At 62.5% G+C, this 12,067-nt stretch carries 13 protein-coding genes; 10 read left to right on the top strand and 3 right to left on the bottom strand.

The window, feature by feature from the left end; translation table 11 throughout:
• Positions 1-77: 77 nt before the first annotated feature.
• Entirely contained in the window at positions 78-368 is a 291-nt protein-coding gene (locus ACEW7X_RS09200) for a DUF3579 domain-containing protein (protein ID WP_068370031.1), read from the top strand.
• Between the two features lie 55 nt (positions 369-423).
• Here ACEW7X_RS09200 and ACEW7X_RS09195 read toward each other — a convergent pair whose 3' ends face one another.
• Positions 424-1,377 (bottom strand): 2-hydroxyacid dehydrogenase, encoded by a 954-nt coding sequence (locus tag ACEW7X_RS09195; protein WP_068370028.1) that lies wholly within the window; start codon positions 1,375-1,377, stop codon positions 424-426.
• Between the two features lie 236 nt (positions 1,378-1,613).
• Positions 1,614-2,312 carry a PAS domain-containing protein gene (locus tag ACEW7X_RS09190; protein ID WP_167731879.1) on the bottom strand — a complete coding sequence of 233 codons (699 nt, stop codon included), beginning with the start codon at positions 2,310-2,312 and terminating at the stop codon, positions 1,614-1,616.
• Between the two features lie 494 nt (positions 2,313-2,806).
• On the opposite strand from ACEW7X_RS09190, the gene ACEW7X_RS09185 reads away from it, so the two are divergent.
• The 9 genes from ACEW7X_RS09185 to ACEW7X_RS09145 all read left to right on the top strand — a co-directional run bounded on the left by ACEW7X_RS09185 (position 2,807) and on the right by ACEW7X_RS09145 (position 10,624).
• A complete protein-coding gene (locus tag ACEW7X_RS09185; RefSeq protein WP_068370025.1) occupies positions 2,807-3,802 on the top strand; it encodes an LLM class flavin-dependent oxidoreductase in 996 nt (331 codons plus the stop codon).
• 72 nt (positions 3,803-3,874) lie between these two features.
• The gene (eco, locus tag ACEW7X_RS09180) at positions 3,875-4,411 is read left to right on the top strand and encodes a serine protease inhibitor ecotin (protein WP_238591335.1); all 537 of its coding nucleotides are present in this window, start codon (positions 3,875-3,877) and stop codon (positions 4,409-4,411) included.
• 2 nt (positions 4,412-4,413) lie between these two features.
• On the top strand, positions 4,414-4,785 hold the full coding sequence (locus tag ACEW7X_RS09175; RefSeq protein WP_257740947.1) for a CidA/LrgA family protein: 372 nt from the start codon (positions 4,414-4,416) through the stop codon (positions 4,783-4,785).
• On the top strand, positions 4,778-5,512 hold the full coding sequence (locus ACEW7X_RS09170; RefSeq protein ID WP_068369572.1) for an LrgB family protein: 735 nt from the start codon (positions 4,778-4,780) through the stop codon (positions 5,510-5,512). The genes ACEW7X_RS09175 and ACEW7X_RS09170 overlap by 8 nt, the downstream gene beginning before the upstream one ends.
• A 74-nt stretch (positions 5,513-5,586) precedes the next feature.
• Complete coding sequence (gene tadA, locus ACEW7X_RS09165) at positions 5,587-6,048, top strand: tRNA adenosine(34) deaminase TadA (protein WP_420177921.1); 462 nt, start codon at positions 5,587-5,589, stop codon at positions 6,046-6,048.
• Positions 6,045-7,016: an LD-carboxypeptidase gene (locus tag ACEW7X_RS09160; RefSeq protein ID WP_420177100.1), complete on the top strand. Its 972-nt coding sequence runs from the start codon at positions 6,045-6,047 to the stop codon at positions 7,014-7,016. The genes tadA and ACEW7X_RS09160 overlap by 4 nt, the downstream gene beginning before the upstream one ends.
• Before the next feature lie 235 nt (positions 7,017-7,251).
• The gene (locus ACEW7X_RS09155) at positions 7,252-8,853 is read left to right on the top strand and encodes an ABC-F family ATPase (protein ID WP_068369567.1); all 1,602 of its coding nucleotides are present in this window, start codon (positions 7,252-7,254) and stop codon (positions 8,851-8,853) included.
• Between the two features lie 14 nt (positions 8,854-8,867).
• The gene (locus ACEW7X_RS09150; RefSeq protein WP_240733214.1) at positions 8,868-9,485 is read left to right on the top strand and encodes an IMPACT family protein; all 618 of its coding nucleotides are present in this window, start codon (positions 8,868-8,870) and stop codon (positions 9,483-9,485) included.
• 365 nt (positions 9,486-9,850) lie between these two features.
• On the top strand, positions 9,851-10,624 hold the full coding sequence (locus ACEW7X_RS09145; RefSeq protein ID WP_068369564.1) for a TorF family putative porin: 774 nt from the start codon (positions 9,851-9,853) through the stop codon (positions 10,622-10,624).
• A gap of 106 nt (positions 10,625-10,730) precedes the next feature.
• Here the strand turns inward: ACEW7X_RS09145 and ACEW7X_RS09140 are convergent, their stop codons facing one another.
• Positions 10,731-12,023, bottom strand: a complete 1,293-nt coding sequence (locus ACEW7X_RS09140; protein WP_253102663.1) for an NCS2 family permease — start codon at positions 12,021-12,023, stop codon at positions 10,731-10,733.
• Positions 12,024-12,067 lie beyond the last annotated feature (44 nt).

Here is a 12,067-nt window from a genome sequence, read left to right as displayed (position 1 = left end):
GCGCAGGCAAGTTGCAGCGCAGGACATTTGTCTTTGTCGGGCAGCTTGCCATGTCTGTTGATCCTGGTGCGTTTTCCATGACAGAACAAGTAAGCCAACACATTATCCACGGCGTGACAGAATCGGGGCAGCGCTTTCGCCCCAGTGACTGGGCCGAGCGCCTGGCGGGCGTGATGGCTCCCTTCCGACCGGTCGGTTCCCCGGCCAGTCACCTGACCTATTCCCCTTACGTCGTGCCTACCGTCATCGACGGCGTGCGTTGCGTGGTGGTGGACAACCGCTTGCGCGAGCTCGAACCGCTGGCCTGGAAGTTCGTCATCGGCTTTGCCCAGGACAACGGCCTGAAGATCAGCGAACGCAAGGGCTGATCTCTGCACAGTCCCTCGTCATTGTCATACCTGCCGCAGCAGGCATGGCAGCACGTCAGACCGGCGTAATGACCTTGCCCGTTTCCAGGAAGCTGTGCAGGTTGCGGAACAGCAGTTCCACCATGTCTGCACGTGTTTCCACGGTGGCGCTGCCGATGTGCGGCAGCAGCACGACCTTGTCGGATTGCTTGAGCGCTTCCGGCACCTGGGGTTCATTGGCGAATACATCCAGCCCGGCGGCGCCCAGGCTGCCATCCTCGAGTGCTTGCACCAGTGCGTTTTCGTCCACCACGGAGCCGCGTGCGATATTGATCAGCGTACCGTGCGGGCCAAGCGCGCGCAGGATGGTTTGATCAACGAGGTTGCGCGTTTCGGCGCCGCCTACAGCCGCAATGACCAGGAAGTCCGACCAGGCTGCCAGTTCTTCCAGCGTTTCGGCGTAAGCGTAAGGCACGTCGTTGCGCTGGTGGCGGTTGTGGTAGCGGATTTCCATGTCGAAGCCTGAGCCGCGTCGGGCAATGGCATTGCCTATGCGGCCCAGGCCGAGTATGCCCAGTTTGCGCCCGGTCACGCGGCGGCCCAGCGGAAAGCTGCCATGCACCGAGCCCCACTGGCCGGCACGGACGAAACGGTCGCCTTCGGCGACGCGCCGGGCGCAGGCCAGCAGCAGGGCCCAGGCCAGGTCGGCAACACAGTCGGTCAGGACATCGGGAGTATTGCTGACCTGAATGCCGCGCTGGTGAGCGGCCTTGACGTCAATGGCGTCAAAGCCCACGCCCCAGCTGCAGATGGCCTGAAGGTTGGGTAAGGCATCCATGGTGGCGGCATCGCAACCGCGCACGGCAGTGGTGACCAGGGCACGAATGTTGGGGCTTTCCTGCTTCAGCAGGGCAGCGCGGTCTTCGGCCTGCCAGAGCGGCACCACGTCATAGAGGGCTTCCAGGCGTTCCTGCGCGCCAGGTGAACCGGCCAGCGGTCCCAGTTGGAGAATGCGTTTTTTTTCGGTCATGTCCAAGAATTCCGGCAATCAATAGGAAACGAAAAAATCATGCCATGACCCCGTGCCGAGCGCAAATCGGCTCGTGTCGTGCAGGCGGGCCTGACGCCAGGTAACGTTGGCAGCATGGCATGGCGCATTCAGCATCGTGCCCTTTGCCTCCTTTGCATCAAGCCGGCCTTGCCTCTGCAGTCGAAAAAAAGCCCCGGAACGTGTCAGGGGCTGGATGCCATGCGGCAGATGATTGGTCAGGCAGCTACGCGGTTGCTGGTATCCACTTGTGTGTCAGTGGCAATTGACGGCAGTGGTGGATGGGCGGCGTCTGCCAGCGGTGCCGGTGCGTCGATGATGGTGCTGACTTCCAGTGCTTGCGGAAAGACCAGCAGCACAGCGCCGCCTTGTTTGTCGTCCACCAGTTGAGCCTGGATTTGTCCGGCAGGCAGTTGCAGTGTGATGCCTTCCTGCCAGTCGTCCTGTTTGCTGGCATAGGAAACGAAGGCAGGCGTACGCAGGATGTTGCTCAGCCGGAAGCCGAGATCTTCCGGCAGGTTGAGGCTCAGCAGGCGCTCTGCATTCTGGTTGCACCAGGTAAGCTGCAGTTCGCCATCCAGGCGCAGCACCCCGAAGGGTAAGGCATTGAGCATGGTCTGCCAGTCATCGAACACGGTGTGAGCCTGTTCGGTCTGTTTGCGCAGATGTCGATGCTGGCGGTAGATATTGGCGATCAGTTCGTCGTAGCCCCGAAGCGCAGCGGGTGGCGTGCTGTCAAGCTGAACCGACCAGTGCAGAAGCCGTTGCTGGCGCCGCCGGCTGCGCCAATACAGGGCGAGGACACCCAGCGCACAGACGATAAGGCCCGCGTAACCGCCCAGTGCCGTTTGCACGCCCACCGCGACAGCAAATACCAGCAGCAAGGGGAGAGGAATGGCGAAATTGGAGGGAGTCATTGGCACGTGCATGTAGCGTCGCGTGAAATAAAGACTAACGGAATATAACCCCTGAAACGGGATCGGCCGGAAACCATCGCTGCTATTGAACCGGTTGCACGCTGCATGAATGTGACTATTGGCCGAAATCCCATGCCGGAAGAATCGAGTTCAAGAGGCTGGCGGAGACTGTATTTGTTACATGTTGCGCTATTTTTTGTCGCCGGGTCGCCCCGAGACAAAAACGTTGCCTTGCGGAGGCACCGCATAGGAGGCCCTTTTCCGATGCAGCTGCAGCGTAGTAAATCAATATTGCATCAACCGCCGCCGCGGCGCAGGCCAGCGCACGGTATCGCAGGATTGATGCAGGCACTGCCATGCAAGAAGGCGTGCGTTACGATGTGAACTTCAGCTTGCCGCTTTTTTTCGCGCCCTTGGTGCCCTGGCACAGGGGGGCACCGCAAGGTGGAAAAATAGCAGGGCGGGCGACAGAATGGATGGATTTCGGAGACAACATGGCAGAGATTTCAATATTGGATCTGGCCCGCATCGGCGAGGATGCCGATGCCGGGGCCGCGCTGCGGCGCGCCAGGGACCTGGCGGCGCATGCGGAGCAGTGGGGCTATTCGCGCTTCTGGGTAGCGGAACACCACAATATGCGCGGCATTGCCAGTTCGGCGACAGCGGTGGTGATCGGCTACATCGCCGCCGGGACCCGTCGCATCCGCATCGGCGCGGGGGGTGTCATGCTGCCCAATCACTCGCCGCTGGTCATTGCCGAGCAGTTCGGTACGCTGGCCAGCCTGTATCCCGGCCGTATCGACCTGGGGCTGGGCCGCGCGCCAGGCACTGACCAGGCCACTCTGCGCGCCTTGCGTCGCCACCCGGCGGCGGCGGACCGTTTTCCGGAGGATGTGCTGGAATTACAGGCGTTGCTGGGGCCGGCACGTACCGGGCAGTCTCTGTTCGCAGTGCCGGGCGTGGGCACGGAGGTGCCGCTGTGGATTCTCGGTTCGAGCACCTTCGGCGCCCGGCTGGCCGCAGAATTGGGCCTGCCGTTCGGTTTCGCCTCGCATTTCGCGCCTGAATACCTGCTGATGGCGTTGGATATCTATCGCAGCAATTTCCGGCCCTCGCAACAACTGGCCCGCCCGCATGCCATGGTCGGCGTGAATATCATTGCGGCGGCCACCGATGAGCAGGCTCGCCGGCTGGCGACCACGCAGCAAATGTCGTCGACCAACCAATTGCGCGGCACGCGAGGCCTGAGCCAGCCGCCCATCGACGACATCGACACCTACTGGACCGCGGACGAAGCCCGTCGTGTGCGGCAGAAGCTGGCGCGCAGCATCGTCGGTACGCGGGACACCGTGGCCGAAGGCATCGCCCAGCTATTGAACGAAACCCTGGCCGACGAGCTGATGATCGTTTCCGATGTTTACGAGTTCGAGCACCGTTTGCGTTCCTATGAACTTATCAGCCAGGCGCATGCAATGGTGGCCGGCGTATAGTAGGCAGCCTCGTTTTAGGCAGTCCTGTCAGGGCGCTGCTTGTTTCATTTTTTCTCGATAAGGAGCTTCATCATGACCGAGATTTCCCGTTCCCCTGGCGCCGGCCTGTTCCTGCGCCGTCTGCTTGCGGTGGCAGGCCTGGGCCTGGGCGCCATGTTCGCGGCTGGATCCGTGGCAGCCAATCCGGCAACGGACCCAGCGACTGACCTGAAGCCGTTTCCTGCCCCGCAGGCTGGCCAGACGCGCTATGTGCTGAACCTGGAAAGCCGCCCGCTGGAAGAGGACTACGAAGTCCAGCTGATCGTCGGCAAAACCATCCCCACCGATTGCAACCGCCAGTGGTTCATGGGTAGCCTTTCCGAGGAAACCGTGCAGGGCTGGGGCTATGGCTATTACGTGCTGAATGATGTGAAGGGGCCTGCGAGCACTTTGATGGGTTGTCCGGAAGAGAGCCGGAAAGACCGCTTCGTGAGTGTTCAGGGCGAGGGGTTCAAGGTGCGCTATAACAGTCGCCTGCCACTCGTTGTTTATGTTCCGGAAGGCTTCCAGCTGCGCTACCGCCTGTGGCGCGCCAGCGATGAAACCTGGGAAGTCAGCGCTGCGGACTGAAAATGCTGGAAACTTTTGCCATTCTGATGCTGTGCCAAGGCATCGGAGAGCTGTTGGGCCGTCTCCTGCACCTGCCTGTTCCCGGGCCGGTGCTGGGGATGGTGCTGCTGTTCTGTTTGCTGCGGGCGCGCCCGCAGCTTTTGACCCGCATGGAAGCGACGGCCAATGCGCTGTTGCAACATCTTTCCATCCTGTTCGTGCCGGCAGGCGTCGGCATCATCGCCGCCTTTGGCATGTTGCGTGAACACTGGTTGGGCATTCTTTTATCGCTGGTGATCAGTACGATTCTCACTCTCGTGGTAACCGGCCTGGTTGCGCGCTGGATGGTGGATAGCGACCGCAAGCGTGCCGCGGGAGAGACACATCATGAGTGACGCCGCTACGGGCGGGTTGGTGGGCTATCTGGCCGCTTCTCCGTTGCCAGGGCTGACGCTGACCCTGTGCGCGTTTCTGGTTGCGCAATGGGCGCATGTACGTACCGGCCGAGCGCCCTGGGCCAATCCGGTTGCCATCGCCGTTTTTCTGGTGACGGGCATTCTGGCATTGGGGGGCATTCCCTACGATGTCTATTTTGATAGCGCGCAATTCATCCACTTCCTGCTCGGTCCCGCGACCGTGGCACTGGCAGTGCCGCTGGCACGGCTCTGGCCCAGGCTCAAGCTCGCCTGGCGCCCGTTGACAGCAGGCCTGCTGGCCGGATCGGTCATGGCAATCGTGTCGGGCACCACAATGGTATTGTTGATGGGTGGCGATAAGGTGCTGGCGATGTCCATGGTGCCTAAATCCGCCACGTCGCCGATTGCGATGAGCGTTGCGGAGCACCTGGGTGGCCTGCCGTCGCTGGCCGTATCCTTTACGCTGGTGGCGGGCATGGTGGGCGCCATCGTTGGGGTTTCCGTCCTGCGCCTGTTGCGCCTGGATACTTCGGTGTTGGGCGGCTTTGCCCTGGGTGTGGCATCGCACGGCATCGGGACGGCACGTGCTTTCCAGGTCTCCATGGACATGGGAGCGTTTGCCGGGCTGGGCATGGGGCTCAACGGGATTGTGACCGCCGTGTTGGCGCCCTGGATGGCACCGGTGATCATGTGGTTGTTTGGATGAGTGCAGAAAATACTTCCGGCGCTGCCGCCTTGCCCGACGCCGTTGCTGCGGCCAGCCTGACCGACGCCGCCCGCATGCGCCGCGCGATGGCGCAGGCTGCCGAGGCGGCAGCCCGGGGAGAGGTGCCGGTAGGCGCGTTGATCGTGGATGCCGAGGGCAACGAGATCGCCGTGGGCGGAAATCGTGTCATTGGTGACAGCGACCCCAGCGCGCATGCGGAAATCGTGGCGTTGCGCCGGGCTGCGGCCAACGCCGGTAATTACCGCCTGCCGGGCGCCACTTTGTATGTCACGCTGGAACCGTGCGCCATGTGCATGGGTGCCATGATGCATGCGCGCCTGGCGCGCGTCGTGTTCGGTGCCACAGACCCCAAGACCGGAGCGTGTGGCAGCGTGCTTGATCTATCGGCCTACAAGGTCTTGAACCACCATACGGCAGTGCAGGGCGGCGTGCTGGCGCAAGAATGTGGCGAGCAGTTGCGCGCGTTCTTTCGTGAGCGCCGCCTGCTCAAGAAAACGCAGCAGGAGCAGCAATGAGTTCTTCCAATGCACACGAGCCCGGCGGCGCAGTCACTCGCGGCGGGCAGGCGCGTGCCATTTATGTGATGTCGCCCGCAGGGGCAATCCGCGATCAGGCAGAGTTGTTGCGTGGCGCCGATTATCTGCGTTCGCTGGGTTTCGAGGTGACGCTGGACCCGGCGGCTGCTGGACGCTATCAGCGTTTTTCCGGTACTGACGACGAGCGCCTGGCGGCGTTCGAGCGCGCCATGGCCCAGCCCGCCGGCATTGTCATGGCGACGCGTGGCGGTTACGGCCTGAGCCGGCTGCTGCACCGCCTGGATTGGGCCGCCTGGGCGGGCTCCGGCAAGCGTTTCGTCGGGTATAGCGATTGCACGGCATTCAGCCTGGGTCTGCTGGCCAGTACTGGAGCAGGCAGTGATGCCGGGCCAATGGTATGCGGCGACTTCGGCGCGCTGACGCCCGATTCATCCATGGTGGCAAGTTTTCTTGCCGCCATGGATGAGTCACTCTTGCTGGCCGATTTTTCGCCGGTCTGGCCCGCATCGGCCGGGCTCGCCGATGGTATGGCGGGCAGGGCGGCCAGCGGGCAGGCCGAAGGCACGCTCTGGGGGGGCAATCTGGCGCTGCTGGTGTCTTTGATAGGAACGCCTTACCTGCCGCAGGTACAGGACGGCATCCTGTTCCTGGAGGATGTCGGCGAATCGCCATTCCGGGTGGAACGCATGCTTAGTCAGTTGCTGCATGCCGGTATCCTGGGGGGGCAGCGAGCCGTCCTGCTGGGCCGCTTTACCGATAGCGGCGCCCCCGAACGCCAGCAGGGCCATGATCTCGAGCAGGTTTTCGACTGGCTGGCGGGCCAGGTGCAGGTACCGCTGATTGGCGGCCTGCCGCATGGCCATGTACCAGGTATCCTGACGCTGCCGATAGGCGCACGGGTCTGCCTGCAATGGCAGGCCGGGCGTGCCCGGTTGTCGCGCCGCTGAACCTTGCTGCACGAGGCCTGGCACTGGCGGCCTGCAGGCCGGGAAAGCGGCTTTCCGGCAGCGCCGCCAACCGTGGCCGGTGCCGTGTGAAGGCCGTGCCCGGCGTGGCCGGGATGCGTTTGCCGTCGGCGCTTGGTACACTCGCTGTTTCTCCAGGCATTTCCCCCTGGCGCCCGGCGGCGTCTGCCTGGCCTGTCCTGCAGGCCGCCAATCTGTTTCTTCTCTTCCCCTTATCGTGATCTCTACAGCCAATCTCACAATTCAGTTCGGCCCGAAACCCCTGTTCGAAAACGTTTCGGTCAAGTTCGGCGATGGCAATCGCTACGGCCTGATCGGTGCCAATGGTTCCGGCAAGTCCACCTTCATGAAAATCATCGGTGGTGATCTGGAGCCGAGTGCGGGCAATGTGACGCTGGACCCGGGCCTGCGGCTGGGCAAGCTGCGCCAGGACCAGTTCGCTTTCGAGGATGTCCGCGTGCTGGACGTGGTCATGATGGGCCATGCGGAAATGTGGCAGGCCATGAGCGAGCGCGACGCCATCTACGCCAATGCGGATGCGACGGAAGAAGATTACATGCGCGCGGCCGACCTGGAGGCGCAGTTCGCCGAGTATGACGGCTATACCGCCGAGGCGCGTGCCGGTGAGCTGCTGCTGGGCCTGGAAATTCCGGTGGAGCAGCACAACCTGCCCATGCGTGAAGTCGCCCCTGGCTGGAAGTTGCGCGTGCTACTGGCGCAGGCGTTGTTTTCCGCGCCGGACGTACTGCTGCTCGACGAGCCGACCAATAACCTGGATATCCACACCATTCACTGGCTGGAAGAAGTGCTCAACGGCTACCAGAGCACCATGATCATCATCAGTCACGATCGCCACTTCCTGAACCAGGTCTGCACGCACATGGCCGACCTGGATTATCGCGAGTTGCGCATCTACCCCGGCAACTACGACGATTACATGCTGGCCTCGGCCCAGGCGCGCGAACGCGTCATGGCGGCCAACAGCAAGGCCAAGGAACGCATTACCGAACTGCAGGACTTCGTGCGGCGTTTCGCCGCCAACAAGTCGAAGTCGCGTCAGGCCACCTCGCGCCTGAAGCAGATCGACCGCATCAAGGCGGATACGGTGGAGGTCAAGCCGTCGTCGCGCCAGAACCCGTATATCCGTTTCGAGCAGAACAAGGTCATGCATCGCCTGGCGCTGACGGTCGAGGGCATTTCCAAGGCCTACGACCATCCGGTCATCCAGCCGTTCTCGGCCATGGTCGATGCCGGGGAAAAGATCGCCATTATTGGTGCCAACGGCGTGGGTAAAACGACGCTGCTGCGCATGCTGGCGGGCGACCTCGCGTCGGACAGCGGCATGGTGAAGTGGTCCGAGAATGCCGATATCGGCTATATGGCGCAGGACGTGTCTGACCAGTTCGATACGGACCAGCAGCTGTTCGACTGGATGAGCCGCTTCCGCCAGCCCGGCGACGAAGATCAGGCCATCCGTTCTGTACTGGGCCGCCTGCTGTTTTCCAGCGACGATCTGCCCAAGAAGGCGCGCGTGCTGTCCGGTGGCGAGAAGAATCGCATGACCTTCGGCCGCCTGATGCTGGGTCGGCATAATGTGCTGCTGATGGACGAACCGACCAACCACCTGGATATGGAATCCATCGAGTCGTTGCAGCTGGCGCTGGAGAAGTTCGAAGGCACACTGATTTTCGTGTCCCATGACCGTGAGTTCGTCAGCGGCCTGGCAACGCGTATTTTCGAGATCCAGGATGGCGGCAAGGTGAACGATTACCGTGGCACCTATGAAGAGCTGCTGGCCTCCAAGGGCGTGGCTGGCTGATTCTGGACGCCGCAGTGAGCAGCACGCCTATCTGCACCCTGGAAGGGCCGGCCAGTTACGAGGAAGACGTCAAGAAGAGCCGTTTCCTCGCACTGGCCTGGCCGGTGAGTGAGGTCGAGCAGGCCCTGGCCCATTTCGCCGCTGCCAGCGATCCGGAAGCCACGCACAATTGCTGGGCCTATCGGATTGGTGCGCAGTATCGCTTCAATGATGACGGCGAGCCCGGCGGGACTGCCGGGCGTCCCATCCTGCAGGCGATAGAGGGGCAGGGGCTGGATCAGGTGGCAGTATTGGTGATCCGCTGGTTCGGCGGTATCAAGCTGGGAGCCGGCGGGCTGGTGCGGGCCTATTCCGGCGCTGCGGCGCAATGCCTGCGCCTGGCGCCCAAGCGCGTCATTATTCCCAGCCGGCTGGTGGAAACGGCAGTGGTGTTTGCCGATCTGGCGCGCTGCCAGGCTTTCGTGCTGGGCCAGGGTGCCGAGGTTATGGCTGAGCATTATGACGGGGAAGGCGTGTCCTGGGTGCTGAAGGTGCCGGAGAGCGCACTCGATAGCGTGCGGCGCGGCCTGGTGGATATGACCCGCGGCAAGGCCCCCTGGAAGGTCCAGGATGAGGCTGGCGACGCGGGTTGAGTCGTGTCTTTGTCCTTGTGTTGTGGCGCGGGCGCCGAGGCTCAAGCACGCGCCCCCTTGTTTCCCCGCTGTTAACTATGGGCTCTGGAAGCTGCGGATAGCGTTTCACGCCGGCGGACTGGCCTGGTTTGCGTTGTTGGTGCGTCAGATGCCTGCTTTTGGCACACCGGTGTCGCTTGCAGTGCACCGTCTGGAGGCAAGACGTCCGTTCCGGGGCGATGATGGCGCGCCGGATCTGCGGCGGCAAGGTTGGCATGAAAAATGCTTGAGAGGCAGTGAAGCCTGCCACGCGGCCCGTTTTCCGGGCTGGCGGACAGGGTGTCATGGCCCCGAGCCATTCCTCTTGCCTATGCCTGGATCCCATCATGAAGAATACCTTGCTAGTCGCCTCGCTTGCCACTGCTGCGCTGGGTCTTGCCCTGGGCGCGCCGCCCGCCCGGGCCGAAACCGATCTGGGTTCCGGATTTACCCTGTCAGGCAATGCCACGTTGACCAATGACTACCGTTTCCGGGGCTATTCCCAGACCAATTTCCGTCCTGCCGTGCAATTGGGGGTGGATTTGACGCATACCTCCGGCTTTTACCTGGGGAACTGGAATTCGAACGTGGCCGATAACGTCTTCAACGAGGCGAACCTGGAAATGGATTTCTATGGCGGCTGGAGTGGCGAGCTGGGTCACGGCCTGGGGCTGGATATCGGCGTGCTGCAGTATTGGTATCCGGGTTCTGACAAAACCCCGGTGGCAGGCAAGGGCGGCAATTTCAGCAATACGGATCTGTACCTGGGCCTGAGCTATGAGGCGTTCAGCCTGAAGTATTCGTACTCGCCCAGTGATTTCTTCAATACGCCGGATAGCAAAGGCACCTGGTACCTGGATGCGTCGGCCAGCTTTGACCTGGGCGACGGCTGGGGGCTGGATGCCCATCTTGGCTATCAGAAGCTGAAGAACCAGGTGGATATGAATGGCGATGGCATCGGCCATTATGTGGATTATCGGCTGGGCGTCAGCAAGGATCTGAATGGCTGGGTGCTGGGGCTGGCGGCGGTTGGCGCGAGTGACAGCAATTGGCTGCCTACCCGCAGCGGCAAGGAGTCCGGCCGTCTGGGCGCGGTATTCTCGGTCTCCCGCGCATTCTGAAGCGGGCAGGCAGAAAAAAAATGGGTACCGCCATGGCGGTACCCATTTTTACATCGGCAAAAGGGACGCTGGTGCAGGACGGCAGCGGCCGCTCTGTATGACCGGGTCAGCCAGGGAAGCAGGCGTAGCGGATGATGAACAGCGCCGCCACGACCCAGGTGGCAGGGTGCACCTCGCGGATGCGGCCGGTGCCGGTCTTCAGGATCACGTAGCTGATGAAGCCGAAGGCCAGGCCGTTGGCGATGGAATAGGTGAAGGGCATCATCAGGACGGTGAGCGCTGCTGGCGTGGCTTCGGTGATGTCGCCCCAGTTGATATCCGTCATTTCACGCATCATCAGGCCGGCTACGTACAGCAGCGCGGGCGCTGTCGCGTACGCCGGCACGGAGCCGGCCAGCGGCGCGATGAAAAGGGCTGCCAGGAACAGGATGGCGACAACCAGCGCGGTCAGGCCGGTGCGGCCGCCAGCCTGCACGCCGGATGCGCTTTCAACGAATGCGGTCGTGCTGCTGGTGCCCAGCGCCGAACCCGCGATGATGGCCGTGCTGTCCGCAAACAGTGCGCGGCCCAGGCGGTTGGGCTTGCCTTCCGGCAGCAGGTTGGCGCGTTTGGCGACGCCCACCAGGGTGCCGGTGGCATCGAAGACTTCTACCAGGACGAATACCAGGATCACGCTGATGAATCCGGTCTGCAGCACGCCGACGACATCCAGTTGCATGAAGGTGGGCAGGATGCTGGGCGGCATGGAGAATACACCGGCAAAGTCGTTGTAGCCCAGCACCATCGACAGCACGGTAATGACCAGAATGCCGATGAGGATGGCGCCGCGCACGCGCAGGGCGTCCAGGATGGCAATCAGGAAAAAGCCGCCCAGCGTCATCAGCGGGGCGTGATGGTGCATGTCGCCCAGCGCCACTTTGGTTGCCTCGTTGGCGACGATGATGCCAGAGGTGCTGAGCGCGATGATCGCCAGGAACAGTCCGATGCCGGCAGCAATGGCGCTGCGCAAGGATTTGGGTATGCCGTCGATCAGCCAGGCTCGTATGCCGGTGGCCGTCAGGATGATGAAAATCAGCCCGGAAATGAAGACTGCCCCCAGCGCCTGTTGCCAGCTGTAGCCCATGACGCCGACCACGGTGAAGGCAAAGAACGCGTTCAGGCCCATGCCGGGTGCCATGCCGACCGGCCAGTTGGCCACCAGCGCCATGATGACCGAACCCAGTGCGGCGGCCAGGCAGGTGGCGACGAAGACGGCGCTGCGGTCCATGCCGGTTTTGGACAGGATGTCCGGGTTGACGAAGATGATGTAAGACATCGTCAGGAAGGTGGTGATTCCGGCGATGATCTCGGTGCGCGCGTCTGTGCCGTGCTCACGTAGTTTGAAGAGTTGCTCCAGCATGGGGGTTCCCAGAGAGAAAGTCGATAAAGGGCGTCCGGTGGGCA

Source organism: Kerstersia gyiorum, assembly GCF_048595715.1.
GTDB lineage: Bacteria > Pseudomonadota > Gammaproteobacteria > Burkholderiales > Burkholderiaceae_B > Kerstersia > Kerstersia gyiorum.
The sequence above is the reverse complement of the archived record's forward strand: the minus strand, read 5'-3'. Positions and strand labels throughout refer to the sequence as shown.